The following is an 18,657-nucleotide window of genomic DNA, read 5'->3' as shown; positions in this document are numbered from 1 at the left end:
CCCGCCATGACTGGATTCGCCCCCGCACACGAACAGCTCCTCGCCTCCGTCCCCCTGCCAGAGGGCGCCGACATCGTCGAGGAGGTCATGTATCACGAGCACGCCGGAACGCGTCTCGAGAGCGTCGTCGTCCGGGACCGCTCGCGCCCGGGACCTGCGCCGACCGTCGTGATCGTGCACGACTGGACGGGCCTGCGCGAATACCCGCGCGTGCGAGCGCACATGCTCGCTCGTCTCGGCTACACGGCCGTCGCGATCGACCTCTACGGGGCGGGCGTGCGCTTCGCCGACGACGACATGGAGGGGGCGTCGGGCGAGGCCGGCCGCTATTACGGCGACACCGAGTTGTTCCGCGGCCGCGTGCGTGCCGGCTTCGATGCGGCTCTCGAGCGGCCCGAGGTCGACGCCGACCAGGTCGTGGTCGCGGGTTACTGCTTCGGCGGTTCCGCCACTCTCGAGCTCGCGCGGACGGGAGCCCCCGCCCGCGGCTTCGCGTCGTTCCACGGCATCCTCACCTCGTACGAGCCGGCCCAGTCCGACCGCATCGTGGCACCGCTGCTCGTCCTCACGGGCGGTAGCGACCCGATCGTGCCCGACTCGGCGATCACCGCCTTCCAGGACGAGCTCCGCGCGAACGACGATCTCGATTGGCAGCTCACCGTGTACAGCGGAGCGCCGCACGCCTTCACGCTGCCCGGCCCGAACTATCGCGAGACGGCCGACCGTCGCAGCTGGCACGCCTTCCTCGGCTTCCTGGGCGAGACGCTCGAGTAGGCGGGGCTCCTCACACGCGGTCGGGCTCGTCGGGAGTGGTGGGCTCGTCAGACTCAGCGGCATCGTCGGACCCGCTTGCTTCCGCCTGGCGGGCGCCCGACGATCCGATCCCCCTGTTGGATCGCGCGATGTCGCGCAGCTGTCGGATGAACACGACGGCGATCACCAGGGGGATGACGATCGCCGCGGTGAGCGCGACGGAGATGATCATCGACGCGATGTCCATGGCCGTTACGCTCCGTCGTAGTCGAGGGGTTCGGCGACGCAGCCCTCGAAGTCCGCGTCGTCGGCGATCGACGCCATATCGACGGAGGACTCGTAGTCGGAGGGCGTGTACTCGGGCCCGACGAGTCCGACCCGCTGAAGGCACTCGACCATGATGGTGGCCTCGTCGAGGTTCTCGGGGTTACGGTCCATCGCGTCCTGAGCGGTGAGGAGCTTGATGCCGTTGTCCGCGAGGCACCCGTCGATGAGAGCCTCGTCGACGGCGTCGGGATTCGAGTAGTCGAGGGTGGACCCGTCCGAGAACGAGGCGGTCACGCCGAGGTCGTCGAGACACGAGATCATACGGTCCTGGAAGTAGGAGTACTCGAGCTCATCGATCACGCCGTCCGCGAGCGCCTCGCGTTCCACGGGTGTCACGTCCGAATAGGTGATCGCGAGCAGTTCGGCCCAGGGCCCCGCGAACGGCGTCGGTGGAGCGATGGCCGTCGTGTCGGCCGTCGCCGCCACCGGGTCGCCGGATGCCGTCGAGCATCCGGCGACCGAGCAGGCGAGAGCCACCACGATGGAACCGATACCGATGATGCGCATCGTGCCCTCTCTCGTGCGGCGCATCCGGATCAGTAGGTGGACCAGTAGGCCGTGTTGCCGCCGAAGTAGCTCTTCGACTGCGTCGCGCGAGCCCAGGCTCCGGGTGCCGAGCTCGTCTTCTTGCACTGGTTGAACATCGCGTTGTTGCAGGCCGTCGCCGAGTGGTACTTCTTCTGGTGGTGGTAGTACGAGAACACCGAGGAATTCACCCCGTACTCCCACAGTCCGCCGCCGACCTTCTTCGTCGTCGTGCCCGCCTCGGCCCCTGCCATCGGCGTCAGCGCCACGGTGACTGCCACCCCCGCCACTGCCAGGGCCTTCAGCCCGGCGCTCTTCCATCGATTCATGGATCCCTCCCGTTTCCGTCGGAGCCGAGCCGTTCGGTTCAGCGTGCCCCGACTCTACCCGGAATCTCTATCTGGATACCTGTGCCGGATCGATTGTGGAGAAGATGTGTCGGAATGACGAGGCGAGAGGCCCTCAGGGGGCGGAGTCGTCCGGGAGCCTCCACTCGGCCACGAACTCCTCGATGGTCATCGACTCGAGGTCGCGGCGCACCTGATGAAGCAGGATCTCGGGGTCGCCCATATCTGCCGGTGTGCGCATGATCTCGCGCTCGGTGTCGCGGCGGCGGACGACGAGGTCGACGACCGCGATGTCGTCGGCTCCCCCTCCCACGGCCATGAGAGCCAGATTCGCAACGAACCGGGCGCCCTTGACGAGCGGGTGGCCCCGTCGTGCCTCGAGGTCCGCCGTGAGATGTTCAGCCGCGTTCATCCCCCCATCCTGCCCGGTCGCGACCGGGCGCTCCTCCGCCGAAAGTCGTACATCGGGGGAGCGCGGGCGGCGCGGCTGCGGTGATTGGATGGGGGGATGGACTCCGCCGCGCACGTCGCCGACCTCGCCCGCTTCGTCACCGCGTCTCCGTCGTCGTACCACGCGGCACGTGAGGTGGCCGACCGGGCGGTCGCCGCCGGCTTCACGGTGTTCCACGAGACGGAGGACTGGTCGGGTTCGGTCGCGCCCGGCGCGCGCATCGTCGTCGTGCGTGACGGAGCGGTCATCGTCCTCTCCATCCCGGCCGAGGCCACTCCCACGACGCCCTTCCGCATCGTCGGTGCGCACACCGACTCGCCCGGATTCAAGCTCAAGCCGAAGCCCACGACGGCCGCCGCCGGTTGGTTGCAGGCGGGCATCGAGATCTACGGCGGGCCGCTCCTCAACTCGTGGCTCGATCGCGAGCTCGAACTCGCGGGTCGCATCGTCACCCGCGACGGTGCCGAGCACCTCGTGCGCACCGGGCCGTACCTGCGCATCCCGCAGCTCGCCATCCACCTCGACCGCGACGCGAACGCCGGCCTCACGCTCGACCGGCAGCGCCACGTGCAGCCCGTCTTCGGCACCGGTGAGGTGACCGCCGGTGACCTCGTCGGCCTGTTCGCGGAGCTCGCGGGCGTCGCGTCGGATGACGTGCTCGGTTACGACCTCCTCACCGCGGACACGCAGGAACCCCGCACCTTCGGGCAGGACGACGCGCTCTTCGCGTCGGGTCGCCTCGACAACCTCAGCTCCGTGCACGCGGGACTCGCCGCGCTGCTCTCCGCCACGGAGTCCGGTTCGGATGGCGACGCCGTACTGGTCCTCGCGGCCTTCGACCACGAGGAGCTCGGGTCGGAATCGCGTTCCGGGGCGAGCGGCCCGTTCCTCGCCGACGTGCTGTCGCGCGTCGGGGCGGCCCTCGGCGCCCGGCCGGCCGACCTCGCCCGCGCCTTCGCTTCCTCGTGGGTGGTCTCGGCGGACGCCGGCCACGCCGTGCACCCCAACTACCCCGAGAAGCACGACCCCGTCGTCCGCCCTCTGGCAGGACGCGGTCCGCTCCTCAAGATCAATGCGAACCAGCGCTACTCCACCGACGCGCACGGCGCTGCGCTCTGGGCGCGGGCGAGCGCAGCGGCCGGCGTGCCCTTCCAGGAGTTCGTCTCCAACAACACGGTGCCGTGCGGCTCGACGATCGGCCCCCTGACGGCGACCCGGCTCGGCATCCGCACGGTCGATGTCGGCGTCCCGCTCCTGTCGATGCACTCCGCTCGCGAACTCGTGCACGTGGACGACGTGACGGCGCTCGCCGCCGCCGCGACCGCGTTCTACGCCGGGGCGTGAATGGGCGGCCTGCCGAGCCTGCGTCTCGAGGCGAACGGATGACGGCGAAACGGAACGGGCCCGACCCCTCCGCCGAGGAGCGCGAGGTCCGGGCCGCGCAACTCAAGGAGCGCGTCTACGTCACGTTCACGAGCCTCGCCGTTGTGCTCGCCCTGCGGGCCCACGCGAGCGAGACGACCGCTGGGCAGGCGGCCACGACGCTCGTGATCGCGGTGGTCGGCACGCTGCTGGCCGTGTTCGTGGCGGACTTCGTGTCCCACATCGCCGTTCATGAGGCGATGCCGAACCGCGCGCAGCTGCGCCACATGATCGGCGTGACGTGGAGCGCCCTCGGCGTGCTCATCCTCCCGCTCATCTTCCTGGCGCTCGCCGGCCTCGGCGCCTGGACGGTCGACGGCGCGCTCCTCGCCGCATCGATCGCGCTCGTCGCGAGCCTCGTGGCGGTGGGCTTCCTGGCCGTCCGACGTGTGCGGCTCCCCATCGGCTAGCGCCTCATCGTCCTGCTCGCCGAAGCGGCGCTCGGAGTCGCCGTGATCGGCCTCGAACTCCTCGCCCACGGCTGATCCGTTGTGCTCTCCTCTTCCGTGAGGTGTCATGATCGGGGGATGAGGGCACGGGGGACGACCGGACGACGGATGGCGCGCGCAGGAGCGATCGCCCTGGTGTGCGGGGTCCTGCTCGCCGGTTGCGCCGACGCCGGGGACGGTGCGGGTGCCGGCGCAACCGGCGGGGCGAGCGGGACATCGATCCTTGAATCACTCGAGGACGTGGCAGAGCTACCCGGTGTGGAGTCCGTCGACGACTACAGCTCCGAGTTGGTCGTCCGCATCGCGGCCGACGCGACCGACGAGCAGGTCCTCGACGTCGGCGCCGCTGTGAACGCCGCGGCCACCCGGGAGGGGCGCACGGGGCGTGTCATGTTGAACCGCGTCGGCGAGGCGTTCCCGACGGAGACCGACATGATCCCCCTCGACCCGTGGAGCGTCGACGTCCTCCCCGTCGATCCGGAGGAGGTGGAGCGGCGACTCACGGGCGCCCTCGAGGTCGAGTCGCTCGATCTCGGCGCGAGCCTGTACGTGTCGTCCCACTGGCCGAGCGCCACGATCGATCCGGCCGTCGACTTCGGTGACGCCTTCGCCCGGATCGCCGCCACCGATCTCTTCGCGGACGGTGGCACCTACACGTCGGGCAGCGGCGAGCACCTGACGATCGTTCACGTCGCCAAGCGCACCACGGTGGAGGCCGTGAAGACGATCATCGCGATCGCCGCCGACTACCCGACCGTCGAATTCCTCCTCCAGGCCACGGAGGAGGGCCCGCAGTGGCCGCATCTCCTCGTGGCCGGACTCGACGCTCAGCAGGGCGCCGCGCTCGATGCCCGTCTCCGCGAACCGGATCTCGCCGACGCCGACCCCGAGGGCTTCGCGCAGCAGTTCCAGCTCACCGTCACGGGAGCGGACGGCCCGACCTACATCGCGGGCACCCTCGGCGACGTCCCGCGCTGAGCTGCGCCAGACATCCACCTCCCCCCGTCCCGTGAGGTGTCGCAATGTGTTGCCATTCCGTGCTTGAGAGCAACCGATTGCGACACCTCAGGAGTGTTGAGGCACGGCGGTGGCGGCGCGCCGGGGCCTCGGCGCAGCCTGTGGAATCTGTAACGAGCGCGAAACACGGTCGCGACTCCCGCTGAAACATGAGTCCGACAGCATGTGAGGCACGCGTCACGTAGCCGCGTTAGCGAACAAGGGGTTCTCAATGGATCAAGGAAATACTGCGTTCATTCTGATCGCTGCCGCCCTCGTGCTGCTCATGACACCGGGCCTGGCGTTCTTCTACGGTGGACTCGTCAAGGCGAAGAGCGTCATCAGCATGATGATGATGAGCTTCGGTGCGCTGGGTCTCATCGGTGTGCTCTGGGTGCTCTACGGATACGCGATCGCGTTCCCCGGAGCCGAGGGCACGCTCTTCCCGTGGGCGATCGACGGTGGAGCCATCGGCCTCACCAACGTGCTCGAGACGCCTGAAGGCGCTTCGTACCCGCCTCTCGCCTTCGTCGCCTTCCAGGCGACCTTCGCGATCATCACCGTCGCCCTCGTGTCCGGCGCCATCGCCGACCGCGCGAAGTTCGGCGCCTGGATGGTCTTCGCGGGAGTCTGGGCCACGCTCGTCTACTTCCCCGTCGCGAGCTGGGTCTTCAACTTCGGCCTCGCCGATGACGGATCCTTCGCCTACGGCGGCTGGATCACGCACGGTCTGCAGGACGTGTTCGGGGTCGGCGCGATCGACTTCGCCGGTGGAACCGCGGTGCACATCAACGCCGGTGCCGCCGCCCTCGCCCTCGCTCTCGTCCTCGGCCGCCGCGTCGGATTCCAGAAGGGCGTGCACGTCCCCCACAACCCGCCGTTCGTCCTCCTCGGCGCCGGTCTCCTGTGGTTCGGATGGTTCGGCTTCAACGCGGGCTCCGAGCTCGCAGCCGACGATGTCGCGGCCCTCGCGTTCGTCAACACGATCGCCGCTCCGGCCGCCGCGCTCCTCGCCTGGCTGCTCGTCGAGAAGATCAAGGACGGCAAGCCGACCTCGATCGGTGCCGCGTCGGGTGCCGTCGCCGGCCTCGTGGCGATCACCCCGGCCTGCGGTTCGCTCGACCCTGTGTGGGCGATCGTGCTCGGCTTCATCGCCGGCGCCGTCTGCTGTCTCGCGATCGACCTGAAGTTCAAGCTCGGCTTCGACGACTCGCTCGATGTGGTGGGTATCCACCTCGTCGGTGGTCTCATCGGAACGCTGTACCTCGGCTTCTTCGCTCGCGGCACCGGCCTCTTCATGGGCGGCGACTTCTCGCAGCTCATCGTGCAGGCGATCGCGGCCTTCGCGGTCCTCATCTACTCGTTCGTGCTCGCCTTCATCATCGGCTGGGTCATCCAGAAGACGATGGGTTTCCGCGTGAAGAACGAGGACGAGCTCGCCGGCATCGACACGGTCGTGCACGGCGAGGAGGGCTACGTCCTGAGCGACGGACGCTAGTCACCACGCATACGACACTGCTGAACGCGGGTCCGGCTCTCGAGCCGGGCCCGCGTTCCGTCGTTCCGGCACCCCGTTCCGTCCCGTTCCGTTCCGTTCCGTCCCGTTCCGTTCCCACTCCTTCCGCTGTCCCTCACCCCGGTTCGCTCGACATCTGCGTACGCAACTCCTTCCGGCGGGTGAAATTTCACCCGCGGAATGCAGTTGCGTACGCAACTGCATCGGGTGGGGCCGGCAGACAGCGCGCGGGTTGAGCCGGCACGGCGCGCGGGAGGGGCGAGGTGGACGACGGGCGGGGCGGGGGCGGGGAGGGCGTACAGTTTTTCTCAGCCCGTGAGTCGCCGCCCGTCGGCGCTCCCCTCGTCGTGAAGGACCACCGCACATGAAGATCCTGTCGATCCAGTCCGCCGTCGCCTACGGTCACGTGGGCAACTCGGCCGCCGTGTTCCCGCTCCAGCGCATCGGAGTCGAGGTGCTGCCCGTGTACACCGTGAACTTCTCGAACCACACCGGGTACGGCGCGTGGAGGGGGCCGCTCATCGCCCCCGAGCAGGTCGCCGATGTGATCACGGGCATCGAGGACCGGGGGGTCTTCCCGCAGATCGACGTCGTGCTCTCCGGTTACCAGGGCGGGGTCGGGATCGGCGACGTCATCGTCGACGCGGTCCGCCGGGTCAAGGAGGCGAACCCCTCCGCGATCTACGCGTGCGACCCCGTGATGGGCAACGCGAAGTCGGGCTGCTTCGTCGCCCCCGAGATCCCGGTCCTGCTGCGCGAGCGCGTCGTGCCCGCTGCCGACATCATCACCCCCAATCAGTTCGAGCTCGGCTTCCTCACGGGGACCGACCCGTCGACGCTCGAGTCGACGCTCGAATCGGTCGACCTCGCTCACGCGATGGGGCCGTCGACCGTGCTCGTGACGAGCGTGGAGCGCCCGGATCGGGACCCCGAGACGATCGAGATGCTCGCGGCGGACGGATCCGGTGCGTGGATCGTGAAGACGCCGCGCCTGCCGATCAAGGTCAACGGCTCGGGAGACGTGACGGCCGCGCTCTTCACGGCGCACTACCGCGAGACCGGGTCGGCGCAGACGGCCCTCGAGCGCACCGCGTCGAGCATCTTCGATCTCGTCGATGCGACCTACCGCTCGGGTGAACGCGAGCTGCAGCTCGTCGAGGCGCAGGAGGTCTACGCCAACCCGCGCATGCAGTTCACCGCGGAACGAGTCCGCTGACTGCGCCCTCGCTCTCATCGAGCGCTGCCGGTCTAGCCGACTCCACACGAAAACGTGGCGCTCTGAGCTCAAGCTGTAGCGCTGGGCTCATCGCGCTGCAGTTCTTGCTCGTCGCGCTGCCCACCAAAGGGTGCAGCGCGACGGAGACCACGCCACGAGCGGGACGAGGCGGGCTGTGTACGGGGACGAGGCTGGTCGAGGCGGCGGACAATGGGGGGATGTCTACTCTCATCGTGATCGCTCACCCCGACCCCGACTCACTCACGCATCATGCTGCGGCCGCGCTGGGTGACGTGCTCGCCGAGGGAGACGTGTCGACCGCCGACCTCGCCCAGGAGGGATTCGATCCGCGGTTCACACTCGACGATCGAGCCGCCTACGCCGAGCAGCGGGTGCTCGACCCGGCGATCGTGTCGGAGCAGCGCCGCATCGACGCGGCGGAGCATCTCGTCCTCGTGTTCCCCGTCTATTGGTGGAGCATGCCGGCACTCCTCAAGGGATGGATCGACCGTGTCTTCGTCGGCCCGTGGGCGTTCGAGGTGGGTGCCGACGACCGGATCGTTCCGAAGCTGCAGAACCTCACGGTGCACCTTCTCCCCGTCTCGGGAACGGCGCGCGAGTCGTTCGCGCGACACGGGTACACGGAGTCCCTCCGCACCCAGATCGAACACGGGGTCGTCGACTACTGCGGTGCGCAGCGGGGCGTGACGGCGTTCATCCACGAGTCCGAAGCGGATGACGCCGAGGCCGTGGCGGGCGAACTCGAGTCGGCCGTCGCGGCCATCGCCGCGGCGATCGCGCGCCCTTCGACGCCGTCCTGACAGCTCTGACGACGGACCTCCGCGGTAGCTGACGGCAGTGGGGTGCGCCACCGCGGTGCAGGGCCGAGGCGGAGCGTCGGGCGGCCCCGTCGACGCGCCGGAGGAATTGGTGGGCGCTTCAGCGAATCCTGCCGCGTTCGGCAGAACCTGCCGCGCGAGGCGCATGATCTGCACCGCATCGGATGCCCGCGCGAACAGGGGCGGAGCTCCGCGAATGGAGACGGAGCGTCCGGCTCTGGCGGGATCGACCGTGGCCGAGCGCGACAGGAACAGCCGAGCGCGCCACGAATACGTGGCGCGCTCGGCTGGAGGTGCAGCGCTCGGTGAAAAGCGGAGTGCAGGACCGTCGGTCAGTCGGCGAGGATCGCGTAGAGGGCGCGACGGGTCTCGTCGAGCTTCTCCGCTGCGGCCTTCCGCTGGGCGTCGGTCGCGTCGTGCATGAGCGGCTTCACGACGCCCATGAACTTCATGAGGCTCGTCTGGAAGGCGTCCTCACCCTCGGTCTTGTCGATGGTGGCGGCCCAGGCGGCCTCGATCTCCGCCGCGTTCTCGGCGACGTAGGCGGTGCCGGCCTCGCTGAGCGTGTAGACGCTCTTCGAGCCGGACTCGTCGGCGACGATGAGGTCCTCATCGACGAGCTGCTGGAGCGTGGGGTAGACGGAGCCGGGGCTCGGGCGCCAGCTGCCCTCGCTGCGGTCGGCGATGCTCTTGATCAGGCCGTAGCCGTTCGAGGGCCCGTCCGACAGGAGCGAGAGGATCGCGAGGCGGACGTCGCCGCGGCGAGCCCGTCCGCGCCCCCGGGCGCCGCGGCCCGGGCCGAAGCCGGGGCCGAAGCCTCCGAAGCCGGGACCGAAGCCGAAGCCTCCGCCGAAGCCGCCCTGGTGTCCGCCCGGTCCCCGGCGGGGGTGGCCGGGACGGGAGCCGAACGCGCGGCGGTCGTCGTGTTCGTGATCGTGGATGTCGTTGTGGTCGTGGGTGTGGGGGCGCATGAGCGCTCCTTTCGGTCGAATGATCTAGGATCGCGGCCGACCCGGTCGCGATAGCTCAAAGATATATCGGTGACTATCGGTTGTCAAGAGGGTTCGTGCCGACGGCCGGAGAACGAAGCCGAGTCGCGGTCGAGTCGGTACGCTTCGGGAACGGGAACGGACGAACGGGGGAGTCGCGCGGTGGACCAGGGTGTCAGGCGGATCGGACGTCACGGATGGCGGCGGCGCGTGATCGGCGCATCGGGGTGCGCGATCCTGATCGGCGCTCTCGCCGGGTGCGGTGCGCCCGCGCCGACGCTCTCGTCCGGGGAAGCGATCGACGAATACGCACCCCTGCTCGACGAGGTCGAATCGGTCCTCGACGAGGCATATCCCGAGATCTCCTGGACCCGCGACGGTGAGCAGCGTGTGCAGGGCGGCGGAGACGGCGAGCCGTGTGTCGTGGTGTTCCCGACCCTCGAGTCGCCGACGTCCCTGTGGGGGGCTGCCGGCGGCTGGGATGCCGTCGCGGAGGTGCTCGACCCCGTCCTGTCCGAGCGCGGTTTCCCGCCGCTCGCGGAGGACGAGCTCCAGGGCGGGTGGACGGGGGTGAGCGCTGTCGGCGACGACGGCGCCGACATTCGGATGTGGGACAAGAGCAGCACGACGATCGCCCTCCGTGTGGACGTGACCGACGAGGGGTGCGCCGCGCCCTGACCGACGCGTTCCTGTCCGCGGGCTACCGGAGGGTCTTCGGAAGGCCGCGCGCGACGCGCAGCTTCTGCGCGCGCCGTTCGACGAAGTAGTACCGCCATGCGACCGGGACGGTCATGAGCTCGAGCACGCCGAAGCCCCACTGGACGGGGCTCAACGGGGTGTCGTCCGGGTTCGGCGGGACCCCGGCGATGGCCTGGGCGATCATGACGCCGACCAGCCCGAGGAGGAAAGCGTTCAGTACGGTCAGCAGAATCGCGAGGAACAGCAACCCGCCCGCCGAATTGACGGGCTGGACGACGCTCCCCACGTCGCCCTTGTACACGCCGTACTCCTCGGCGGTGAGGCCACGGCGAGCCGCATCCGCCGATGACAGGCTCTCGTAGAAACCCGCCTGTGGCGGGACGCTCGGCGCGGCGTCGACGGGTGCTGCGTCGACGGGCGCCGCCGCGACGGGTGCCGCTGGAGCAACGCGTGGCGCGCGCGGTGTGCGCAGGAATCGCGTGACCGCCACGACGAGGACGATCACGGCGACGGCGACCCCGACGACCATCGAGACGGAGACCGTCCTGATCGCGCCGACCGGGGCGCCGACGGACCGGAGCGCGATGATGATCAGGACGGCGGCGAGGATGATCGACGGGATGGCGAGCAGCGGCAGGACCCAGGTGCGGTGACGACGGCCGGTCGGGACCGGGTGCTCGAGAGGGGGTCCCCATCCGTCGGCGGACCGTTCGGCGTATTCCTTCCGGGCGCGTCGCGCCGCGGCGTAGCTCCGCCACGTGACGGGGGTCGCGACCGCCGCGACGATGAACCACACGCCCGACGACGCCGGCCCCCATTCCACCGCGGGCTCGGGCGCGAGGCCGAGGGTATGGGGGAGGTTCGCGGCGGACAGCGCCACGACTCCGAGCGACACGACGGAGAGGATGATGGCGAACACGAGGAGCCCGCCGGTGGGCGCGGGTGGTGTCTCCCCGCCCCTCATGCCGACCCGCGCCGCGTGTCCGGCTTCTTCCTCGGGGGTGAGAGTCCGCCCACCACCCGGGGACAGGGCACGCATCGCCTGGACGAAGAACACCACGAGCGAGGCGAGGGCGCCGCCGATCGCGAAGACCCAGGGCACGCGCCACAGGATCTCGGGGGCACCGCCCTGGTCCAGGACGCCCGCGAGGAGGATCCCGCCGAAGAAGATGACGGGTGTCGCGACGAGCGGAAGGAGCCAGCCGATGCGTCGGGGGCGCCGACGGGTGGGTGCTGTCTGTCCGGTCACGTCCCCATTCTGTCGCTCGCAGGCGCCCCTGCGATATCGACCGGGCCCGTGGCTGACCGATCAGGCGGGTGGCGCCGTGGTGGCGCGGCGGACGAGGCGCGTGGGGAGGCGCACGTGCAGGTGTTCGGGTGTCTCGCCGGCCATGAGCGCGATGAGCATCTGCGCGGCGGTGCCCCCGAGGTTCTGCATGGGCTGGCGGATCGTCGTGAGCGCGGGGTTGAGGCGCGAGGCCTCCGGCACGTCGTCGAAGCCCACGACGGAGAGATCCTGGGGGATCGTGAGCCCGCGACGCGACGCGACCTCGACCGTCGCGATCGCCATGAGGTCGTTCGCTGCGAAGACCGCGGTCGGCCGGTCGGGCAGCGACAGCAGGGCCTCGGCCGGTTCGCGCGAGCTCTCCTGGAGATACATGCCCACGCGGATGAGCGACGGATCGACGGGGATGCCCGCCTCCACCAGCGCGCGCCGATAGCCGGCGTCGCGCGCGATCGACGACCGCAGGTCGGGGCGGCCGGCGAGGAAGCCGATGCGACGGTGGCCGAGTTCGATGAGGTGGCGCGTCGCCTGCATCGCGCCCGTGAAGCTGTCCGACTCCACGGTGGGCAGATCGGCTCGCCCCGTGTGCGGGTCGATCGCGACCACGGGGATCTCCGTGGAAGCGCCGACGACGGTGGGCGTCACCATGATCGCGCCGTCGATGAGGGTGCCGCTCAACCGGCTGAGGGAGCGACGCTCCCAGCCCGCGCTGTCGCGCTGGCGGGTGCCGCTGTAGGCGAGGAGGTCGTAGCGGGAGTCGTGCAGCGCGGCCCCGACGCCCTTGAGGATCTCGGCGCTGAACGGCTCGAAGTCGGCGACGAGCACCCCGATGACGCCCGTGCGGTGCGAGCGCATCGAGCTCGCGACGAGGCTCGACTCGTACCCGAGCTCCTGCACCACGTCGAGCACGCGCTGGGCCGTGGCGGTCGCGATGCCGTAGCGGCCGTTCACGGCCTTCGACACGGTGGCGACAGAGACGCCGGCGGCCGCTGCGACGTCGTGGATGGTGGGACGAGGAGCCATGGAGGTCACCATACGCCCCATCGAAATGGTTTTCGAAAACGTTTGACGTCTTTTTAGCGCCGGGTGAGACTTTCCCTGTCCGAGGGGGCACGCCACAGCAGAGTTGCCGCTGGCCACCTCGTCCCGATCGCCCCGGCGGTCACTGCTTCACCCCCCTGCAGTCCCTCGCGGGACATCACCGCTCAACGAAGAGAACAGGTCGAACCACTCATGAAGGCCACCAAGATCCTCGCAGGATCCTCCGCCCTCCTCCTCGCGGGACTCGCGCTCAGCGCGTGCTCCGCCGACGGTGGCGGCGGCTCCTCTGACGGCAGCGTCTCGATGACGCTCTGGCAGAACTCCACCACGGGCCCCGGACAGGAATTCTGGGACCAGACCATCGCCGACTTCGAGGCCGAGAACCCGGGCGTCACGATCGAGGCCCAGGCGATCCAGAACGAAGACCTCGACGGCAAGCTCCAGACCGCCCTCAACTCGGGCGACGCCCCCGATGTGTTCCTCCAGCGCGGCGGCGGCAAGATGGCCGCGATGGTCGCGGCCGGCCAGGTCATGGACCTCACCGACCTCCTCTCGGACGAGGCGACGAGCGAGATCCCCGAGGGATCCTTCTCCGCCAACTCGCTCGACGGCAAGGTGTACGCGATGCCCGTCGCCGTCCTCCCCGGCGGCATCTTCTACAGCCAGGACCTCTTCGACGAGGCCGGTATCGCCGCCGCTCCGACCACGATGGACGAGCTCGACGACGCCGTCTCCGCGCTGAAGGACTCCGGCGTGCAGCCGATCGCCCTCGGCGCGAAGGACGCGTGGCCCGCCGCGCACTGGTACTACTTCTTCGCCCTGCGCGAGTGCAGCGAGGACGCCCTCGCCGAGGCCGCCGACACGATGAACTTCGACGACGACTGCTGGGTCCGCGCGGGTGAGGACCTCGAGGAGTTCGCCGGAACCGAGCCCTTCAACGAGGGCTTCCTCACGACCGCCGCGCAGCAGGGCGCCGGAAGCTCGGCGGGACTGCTCGCCAACAAGCAGGCCGGCATGGAGCTCATGGGCGCCTGGAACCCCGGAGTCATCGCCTCGCTGACGCCGGACGAGAAGCCGCTGCCCGACCTCTCCTGGTTCCCCTTCCCCGAGGTCGAGGGCGGCGACGGCGGCGAGGGCGCGATCCTCGGTGGCGTCGACGGCTACTCCTGCTCGGCCGGTGCCCCGCCGGAGTGCGCCGACTTCCTGAACTACCTCGCTACGAGCGACGTGCAGGAGAACTACTACGCGGCCTTCAACGCCCCGCCGGTGAACACCGTCGCCCAGGAAGCCGTCACCGAGCCCTACCTGCAGTCGATCCTCGAGGCCTACAACGCGGCCCCGTACGTCTCGCAGTGGCTCGACACGATCTACGGCCTCAACGTGGGCAACGCGCTCAACGTGGGCGTCGTCGACCTCCTCGCGGGCAAGAGCTCCCCGGAGCAGCTCGTGGAAGCCATCAACGCCGCGGCCGCGAAGGCGTAAAGCACATGTTGCAGACCCCCGTCGGTTCGTCGAACGAGACGAACACCCCGGAGGGCGTCGCCACTAGCGGCGCCCTCCGGGGTGCGGGTCCCTCGGCACCGCCGCGCAGTCCCGTCGGGTTGCGCGGTCGTGCCTGGGGGGCTCGACTCGAGATCGCGGTGCTCGTGGGCCCCGCTCTCATCGTGTTCCTCGGCTTCGTGATCTTCCCGATCGTGATGGCCGCCTACTACGGCTTCTTCAGCTGGCAGGGCTTCGGCGTCCCCACCGACTTCGTGGGGTTCCGCAACTACCTGACGATCCTCCAGGACCCCACGTTCCACGACGCGCTCCGGCACAACGCGATCATCGTCGTACTGTCGCTCGTGCTCCAGGGGCCGATCGCCATCCTCCTCGCACTCCTGCTCAACCAGAAGCTGCGCGGACAGTCGATCATCCGCGTGCTCATCTTCGTGCCGTACGTGATCTCCGAGGTCGTCGTCGGAACCGGTTGGAGCCTCATGCTCCAGACGAACGGTGCCGTCAACGGCATGCTCGAGAACCTCGGTCTCGGCGCCTACACGCAGGACTGGCTGTCGAACCCCGACATCGCCATCTGGACCCTGATGACGATCATCACGTGGAAGTACATCGGCTTCGCGGTGATCCTCTTCCTCGCCGGCCTCCAGGGAATCCCCGAGGAGCTGTCGGAGGCCGCGGCCATCGACGGAGCGTCGTACTGGCAGATCCAGCGCCTCATCGTCCTGCCGCTGCTCGCGCCGACGCTGCGCATCTGGGCGTTCCTGTCGATCATCGGCGCCCTGCAGCTGTTCGACCTCGTCTACATCATCTGGGGTCAGTACGTCTCGTCGACCGCCGGGACCTCCACCATGGCGACCTACCTCGTCACGAACGGCCGCAACTCGGGCAACTTCGGGTACGGCAACGCCGTCGCCGTGGTCCTGTTCCTCATCTCACTCGTCGTCGCCCTCATCTACCAGCGGTACGTGCTCCGGCGCGACACCGCCGGGGCGATCACCGGAAAGGCCGGACGATGACCGCCACACTCGAGACCGTCAACATGCCGGGCGTCAGCCCGCGGGGCCCGGGGGCGAGCAAGGCCCCCGTCCGTCGAGGCCTCGGCCGCCCGCTCGGCTACGCCGCGGCGGTCGTCATCATCGTCGCGATGCTCGCGCCCGTCGCCTTCATCATCATCGGCGGGTTCCGGTCCAACTCGGAGATCACCACCGACCCGGCGGGCTTCCCGACCGTGTGGAACATCGGCAACTACATCGACGTGCTCACGGGCGGCGTCTTCTGGCGACAGGTGCTGAACTCCACGATCGCCGGGGCGTTGACGACGCTCGGTGTGGTCGTGATGGGCCTCATGGCGAGTTACGTGCTGGCCCGCTACAACTTCCGCGGGCGCGGTGCGCTCTACGCGACGTTCGCCGCCGGTCTCATGTTCCCCATGACCGTCGCGATCACGCCGCTCTACATCCTCATCAAGAACCTGGGCCTCATGAACTCGCTCGGCGGGATCATCCTGCCGCAGATCGCGTTCGCGTTGCCCACGACGATCATCATCCTCGTACCGTTCCTCCGGGCCATCCCGGACGAGATCCAGGAGGCCGCCTTCATCGACGGCTGCAGCCGCCTCGGATTCTTCTGGCGCATGGTCGTGCCGCTCGCGATGCCGGGTGTCATCACCGTGGGAATCCTCGCCTTCATCGCGAGCTGGAACAGCTACCTCCTGCCCTTGTTCATCCTGAACAACCAGGACATGTTCACGCTGCCCCTCGGCGTGCAGGCGTTCTCGTCGCAGTACTCGGTGGACACCGCGAGAGTGCTCGCGTTCACGTCGTTGTCGATGATCCCCGCGCTGCTGTTCTTCGCCTTCTTCGAACGCCGCATCGTCGGCGGCCTCACCGGGGCGGTCAAGGGATGACCGCCGAAAGGATCCAGCCCGTGCACGAGTACTCCGACCGCGTCCGCGACCTCGTGGCGAGCATGACCCTGGACGAGAAGCTCGCCCAGCTCGTGGGCTTCTGGGTGGACCAGGGCGACGAGGTGGTCGCGCCGCTCGCCGGCGAGATGGCCACGAGCACCCGCTACGAGGAGTTCACGGCGCACGGCCTCGGCCAGCTCACGCGGGTCTACGGCACGCGGCCGGTGGACCCGGTGGAGCGGGCGGCGTGGCTCTGGGAGGAGCAGCGTCGGCTCGTGCGCGAGACCCGCCTCGGCATCCCGGCGCTCGTGCACGAGGAGTGCCTCACGGGACTCGCGGCCTGGCAGGCCGCGACGTTCCCGACCCCGCTCGCGTGGGGTGCATCTTTCGACCCGGAACTGGTCGAGGAGATGGCGGCCCTCATCGGTCGGTCGATGAGGGAGATCGGGGTGCACCAGGGCCTCGCCCCCGTGCTCGACGTGATACGCGACCCGCGCTGGGGCCGTGTCGACGAGTGCATCGCCGAGGACCCGTACGTGGTCGGCACGATCGGCACCGCGTACGTGCGCGGGCTCCAGTCCTCGGGCGTGCACGCCACGCTCAAGCACTTCGTCGGGTATTCGGCCTCGCAGGCCGGGCGCAACCACGCCCCCGTCCACGCCGGGCACCGGGAGATCAACGACGTGCTCCTGCCGCCGTTCGAGATGGCCGTGTTCGACGGCGAGGTGCGGAGCGTCATGAACTCGTACGCTGAGATCGACGGCGTCCCGGTCGGCGCCGACCCCACCTACCTCACGGGAGTGCTCCGTGACAGGTGGGGCTTCGACGGCACGGTCGTGTCGGACTACTTCTCCGTCGCCTTCCTCCACCTCATGCACGCCGTCGCCGCCGATCGCGGAGAGGCGGCCGCGCTCGCGCTCGCCGCGGGTATCGACGTGGAGCTGCCCACGGGGGATGCCTTCCTCGAGCCGCTCGCGGAACGCATCCGCGACGGCCGCGTGGACGAGGCGTTCGTCGACCGCGCGGTGCTCCGCGTGATCGCGCAGAAGGAGGAGCTCGGCCTGCTCGACGCGGACTTCGCGGCCGCGCCGACCGAGATCGACCTCGATACGCCTGCGCACCGCGCCGTGGCGCTGCGGCTCGCGGAGGAGTCGATCGTGCTGCTCTCGAACGACGGCGTACTCCCGCTCGCTGGCGGCGCGACCGCTCCCGCGAGCATCGCGGTGATCGGTCCGAACGCGGACTCGTCCGAGGCGCTCATGGGCTGCTACTCGTTCGTGAACCACGTGCTCGCGCACCACCCGGGCGTCGAGGCGGGCATCGCCCTGCCGAGTGTGCTCGAGTCGTTGCGCGCCGAGATGCCCGGAACGGTCGTGGCCCATTCGGCTGGGTGCGCAGTGGAGGGGGACGACCGTTCCGGGTTCGCCGAGGCGGAGGCCGTCGCGCGATCAGCCGACGTCGCCGTCGTCGTCGTGGGGGACCGCGCCGGTCTCTTCGGTCGCGGCACCGTGGGGGAGGGCAACGACGTCGAGTCGCTCGAACTCCCCGGCGTGCAGCGGCAACTCGTGGAGACGATCCTCGCCACCGGGACCCCCGTCGTGCTCGTCGTGCTCTCCGGACGCCCGTACGCGATCGGGTGGGCGCTCGATTGCGCCGGCGCCCCCGGGGCCGTCGTGCAGGCGTTCTTCCCCGGGGAGGAGGGCGGGCGCGCGCTCGCCGGCGTGCTGACCGGGCGCGTGCAGGTGACGGGCCGACTGCCCGTCTCGCTCCCGCGTTCCGCCGGCGCCCAGCCGTTCTCCTACCTGCACCCGATCCTCGGGGGATCGTCGGAGATCACGAGCGCCGATGCGACTCCCGTGCGTCCGTTCGGCTTCGGCCTCTCGTACACGCGGTTCGAGCACAGCGATCTCGCGGTGGCGGACTCCGTCGACGCGGGCGAGTCGTTCACGGCCACGGTCCGCGTCTGCAACGCGGGGGATCGCGCCGGCGTGGACGTCGTGCAGTTGTACGGGCACGACCTGTTCGCTCAGGTGACGCGGCCCGTCGCGCAGCTGCTCGGGTACGCCCGCGTGGCCCTCGAACCGGGCGAGGAGGCCGTGGTGCGCTTCGTCGTGCCGACGCCGCGCCTCGCCTTCACGGGGATCCGTGGCGAGCGGATCGTGGAGCCCGGCACGGTCGATCTGTGGGTCGGCACCCCGACGGATTCGGAGGCGACCGCGACGATCGAGGTCACCGGAGCCGAGTACCGCGTCACCACGGCGGACGAACGCTACGTCGCCGTAGAGGTGGAGCGCACCGCCCCGGCGGCCCTCGCGGGCTGAGCCGCCCCGCCCCGCCCCGCCCCGTCGGCCGCCCATCTCGTCAGGTCGCCCGTCACGAGGTAGAGCGTTTGCGCC

At 69.7% G+C, this 18,657-nt stretch carries 19 protein-coding genes; 12 read left to right on the top strand and 7 right to left on the bottom strand.

Features of this window, described 5'->3' with window-relative positions; genetic code table 11:
- The first annotated feature begins 6 nt into the window (after positions 1 to 6).
- Entirely contained in the window at positions 7 to 774 is a 768-nt protein-coding gene (locus tag ELQ94_RS16915; protein WP_127051555.1) for a dienelactone hydrolase family protein, read from the top strand.
- Between the two features lie 10 nt (positions 775 to 784).
- On the opposite strand, the gene ELQ94_RS16910 is transcribed toward ELQ94_RS16915, so the two are convergent.
- The 4 genes from ELQ94_RS16910 to ELQ94_RS16895 form a co-directional block, all read right to left on the bottom strand.
- Complete coding sequence (locus ELQ94_RS16910) at positions 785 to 1,000, bottom strand: hypothetical protein (protein ID WP_127051554.1); 216 nt, start codon at positions 998 to 1,000, stop codon at positions 785 to 787.
- A gap of 5 nt (positions 1,001 to 1,005) precedes the next feature.
- Positions 1,006 to 1,611, bottom strand: coding sequence for a hypothetical protein (locus tag ELQ94_RS16905; protein WP_127051553.1), 606 nt, complete (start codon positions 1,609 to 1,611; stop codon positions 1,006 to 1,008).
- Positions 1,612 to 1,616: 5 nt separating this feature from the next.
- Positions 1,617 to 1,934, bottom strand: coding sequence for a lactococcin 972 family bacteriocin (locus tag ELQ94_RS16900; RefSeq protein WP_127051552.1), 318 nt, complete (start codon positions 1,932 to 1,934; stop codon positions 1,617 to 1,619).
- 133 nt (positions 1,935 to 2,067) lie between these two features.
- Positions 2,068 to 2,364: a hypothetical protein gene (locus ELQ94_RS16895; protein WP_127051551.1), complete on the bottom strand. Its 297-nt coding sequence runs from the start codon at positions 2,362 to 2,364 to the stop codon at positions 2,068 to 2,070.
- Positions 2,365 to 2,460: 96 nt separating this feature from the next.
- On the opposite strand from ELQ94_RS16895, the gene ELQ94_RS16890 reads away from it, so the two are divergent.
- The 6 genes from ELQ94_RS16890 (at position 2,461) to ELQ94_RS16865 (ending at position 8,823) form a co-directional block, all read left to right on the top strand.
- On the top strand, positions 2,461 to 3,747 hold the full coding sequence (locus ELQ94_RS16890; RefSeq protein ID WP_127051550.1) for a M18 family aminopeptidase: 1,287 nt from the start codon (positions 2,461 to 2,463) through the stop codon (positions 3,745 to 3,747).
- Positions 3,748 to 3,785: 38 nt separating this feature from the next.
- Positions 3,786 to 4,235 (top strand): hypothetical protein, encoded by a 450-nt coding sequence (locus ELQ94_RS16885; protein ID WP_243697090.1) that lies wholly within the window; start codon positions 3,786 to 3,788, stop codon positions 4,233 to 4,235.
- A gap of 147 nt (positions 4,236 to 4,382) precedes the next feature.
- Complete coding sequence (locus tag ELQ94_RS16880; RefSeq protein WP_166404890.1) at positions 4,383 to 5,252, top strand: hypothetical protein; 870 nt, start codon at positions 4,383 to 4,385, stop codon at positions 5,250 to 5,252.
- Between the two features lie 250 nt (positions 5,253 to 5,502).
- Complete coding sequence (locus ELQ94_RS16875; protein ID WP_127051548.1) at positions 5,503 to 6,768, top strand: ammonium transporter; 1,266 nt, start codon at positions 5,503 to 5,505, stop codon at positions 6,766 to 6,768.
- Between the two features lie 382 nt (positions 6,769 to 7,150).
- Positions 7,151 to 8,002: a pyridoxal kinase PdxY gene (gene pdxY, locus ELQ94_RS16870; RefSeq protein WP_127051547.1), complete on the top strand. Its 852-nt coding sequence runs from the start codon at positions 7,151 to 7,153 to the stop codon at positions 8,000 to 8,002.
- Between the two features lie 218 nt (positions 8,003 to 8,220).
- Positions 8,221 to 8,823, top strand: coding sequence for an NAD(P)H-dependent oxidoreductase (locus ELQ94_RS16865; protein WP_127051546.1), 603 nt, complete (start codon positions 8,221 to 8,223; stop codon positions 8,821 to 8,823).
- 350 nt (positions 8,824 to 9,173) lie between these two features.
- Here the strand turns inward: ELQ94_RS16865 and ELQ94_RS16860 are convergent, their stop codons facing one another.
- Positions 9,174 to 9,812 (bottom strand): PadR family transcriptional regulator, encoded by a 639-nt coding sequence (locus ELQ94_RS16860; protein ID WP_127051545.1) that lies wholly within the window; start codon positions 9,810 to 9,812, stop codon positions 9,174 to 9,176.
- A gap of 228 nt (positions 9,813 to 10,040) precedes the next feature.
- Between ELQ94_RS16860 and ELQ94_RS16855 the strand changes: the two genes are divergently transcribed.
- Positions 10,041 to 10,508 (top strand): hypothetical protein, encoded by a 468-nt coding sequence (locus ELQ94_RS16855; RefSeq protein WP_127051544.1) that lies wholly within the window; start codon positions 10,041 to 10,043, stop codon positions 10,506 to 10,508.
- A 22-nt stretch (positions 10,509 to 10,530) separates the two neighbouring features.
- Here ELQ94_RS16855 and ELQ94_RS16850 read toward each other — a convergent pair whose 3' ends face one another.
- Together ELQ94_RS16850 and ELQ94_RS16845 are read right to left on the bottom strand one after the other, a co-directional pair.
- On the bottom strand, positions 10,531 to 11,778 hold the full coding sequence (locus ELQ94_RS16850; protein ID WP_127051543.1) for a hypothetical protein: 1,248 nt from the start codon (positions 11,776 to 11,778) through the stop codon (positions 10,531 to 10,533).
- A gap of 60 nt (positions 11,779 to 11,838) precedes the next feature.
- Positions 11,839 to 12,837: a LacI family DNA-binding transcriptional regulator gene (locus ELQ94_RS16845; protein WP_127051542.1), complete on the bottom strand. Its 999-nt coding sequence runs from the start codon at positions 12,835 to 12,837 to the stop codon at positions 11,839 to 11,841.
- A gap of 210 nt (positions 12,838 to 13,047) precedes the next feature.
- On the opposite strand from ELQ94_RS16845, the gene ELQ94_RS16840 reads away from it, so the two are divergent.
- Genes ELQ94_RS16840 through ELQ94_RS16825 form a run of 4 tightly spaced genes read left to right on the top strand, consistent with a single transcriptional unit; the run spans position 13,048 to position 18,582 of the window.
- The gene (locus tag ELQ94_RS16840) at positions 13,048 to 14,337 is read left to right on the top strand and encodes an extracellular solute-binding protein (protein ID WP_127051541.1); all 1,290 of its coding nucleotides are present in this window, start codon (positions 13,048 to 13,050) and stop codon (positions 14,335 to 14,337) included.
- 5 nt (positions 14,338 to 14,342) lie between these two features.
- On the top strand, positions 14,343 to 15,371 hold the full coding sequence (locus ELQ94_RS16835; RefSeq protein ID WP_127051540.1) for a carbohydrate ABC transporter permease: 1,029 nt from the start codon (positions 14,343 to 14,345) through the stop codon (positions 15,369 to 15,371).
- A complete protein-coding gene (locus tag ELQ94_RS16830) occupies positions 15,368 to 16,261 on the top strand; it encodes a carbohydrate ABC transporter permease (RefSeq protein WP_127051539.1) in 894 nt (297 codons plus the stop codon). The genes ELQ94_RS16835 and ELQ94_RS16830 overlap by 4 nt, the downstream gene beginning before the upstream one ends.
- On the top strand, positions 16,258 to 18,582 hold the full coding sequence (locus ELQ94_RS16825) for a beta-xylosidase/alpha-l-arabinosidase (RefSeq protein WP_127051538.1): 2,325 nt from the start codon (positions 16,258 to 16,260) through the stop codon (positions 18,580 to 18,582). Before ELQ94_RS16830 ends, ELQ94_RS16825 begins: the two co-directional genes overlap by 4 nt.
- Positions 18,583 to 18,657 lie beyond the last annotated feature (75 nt).

It is taken from the genome of Labedella endophytica, from assembly GCF_003990045.1.
Taxonomy (GTDB): Bacteria; Actinomycetota; Actinomycetes; order Actinomycetales; family Microbacteriaceae; genus Labedella; species Labedella endophytica.
This window is presented reverse-complemented; position numbering and strand designations above follow the sequence as displayed.

Excerpts from the sequence above, each read along its gene's own strand:
- ELQ94_RS16915 (WP_127051555.1), top strand. The coding sequence starts at position 7 with ATGACTGGATTCGCCCCCGCACACGAACAGCTCCTCGCCTCCGTCCCC.
- ELQ94_RS16910 (WP_127051554.1), bottom strand. The coding sequence starts at position 1,000 with ATGGACATCGCGTCGATGATCATCTCCGTCGCGCTCACCGCGGCGATC.
- ELQ94_RS16905 (WP_127051553.1), bottom strand. The coding sequence starts at position 1,611 with ATGCGCCGCACGAGAGAGGGCACGATGCGCATCATCGGTATCGGTTCC.
- ELQ94_RS16900 (WP_127051552.1), bottom strand. The coding sequence starts at position 1,934 with ATGAATCGATGGAAGAGCGCCGGGCTGAAGGCCCTGGCAGTGGCGGGG.
- ELQ94_RS16895 (WP_127051551.1), bottom strand. The coding sequence starts at position 2,364 with ATGAACGCGGCTGAACATCTCACGGCGGACCTCGAGGCACGACGGGGC.
- ELQ94_RS16890 (WP_127051550.1), top strand. The coding sequence starts at position 2,461 with ATGGACTCCGCCGCGCACGTCGCCGACCTCGCCCGCTTCGTCACCGCG.
- ELQ94_RS16885 (WP_243697090.1), top strand. The coding sequence starts at position 3,786 with ATGACGGCGAAACGGAACGGGCCCGACCCCTCCGCCGAGGAGCGCGAG.
- ELQ94_RS16880 (WP_166404890.1), top strand. The coding sequence starts at position 4,383 with ATGGCGCGCGCAGGAGCGATCGCCCTGGTGTGCGGGGTCCTGCTCGCC.
- ELQ94_RS16875 (WP_127051548.1), top strand. The coding sequence starts at position 5,503 with ATGGATCAAGGAAATACTGCGTTCATTCTGATCGCTGCCGCCCTCGTG.
- pdxY (WP_127051547.1), top strand. The coding sequence starts at position 7,151 with ATGAAGATCCTGTCGATCCAGTCCGCCGTCGCCTACGGTCACGTGGGC.
- ELQ94_RS16865 (WP_127051546.1), top strand. The coding sequence starts at position 8,221 with ATGTCTACTCTCATCGTGATCGCTCACCCCGACCCCGACTCACTCACG.
- ELQ94_RS16860 (WP_127051545.1), bottom strand. The coding sequence starts at position 9,812 with ATGCGCCCCCACACCCACGACCACAACGACATCCACGATCACGAACAC.
- ELQ94_RS16845 (WP_127051542.1), bottom strand. The coding sequence starts at position 12,837 with ATGGCTCCTCGTCCCACCATCCACGACGTCGCAGCGGCCGCCGGCGTC.
- ELQ94_RS16840 (WP_127051541.1), top strand. The coding sequence starts at position 13,048 with ATGAAGGCCACCAAGATCCTCGCAGGATCCTCCGCCCTCCTCCTCGCG.
- ELQ94_RS16835 (WP_127051540.1), top strand. The coding sequence starts at position 14,343 with ATGTTGCAGACCCCCGTCGGTTCGTCGAACGAGACGAACACCCCGGAG.
- ELQ94_RS16830 (WP_127051539.1), top strand. The coding sequence starts at position 15,368 with ATGACCGCCACACTCGAGACCGTCAACATGCCGGGCGTCAGCCCGCGG.
- ELQ94_RS16825 (WP_127051538.1), top strand. The coding sequence starts at position 16,258 with ATGACCGCCGAAAGGATCCAGCCCGTGCACGAGTACTCCGACCGCGTC.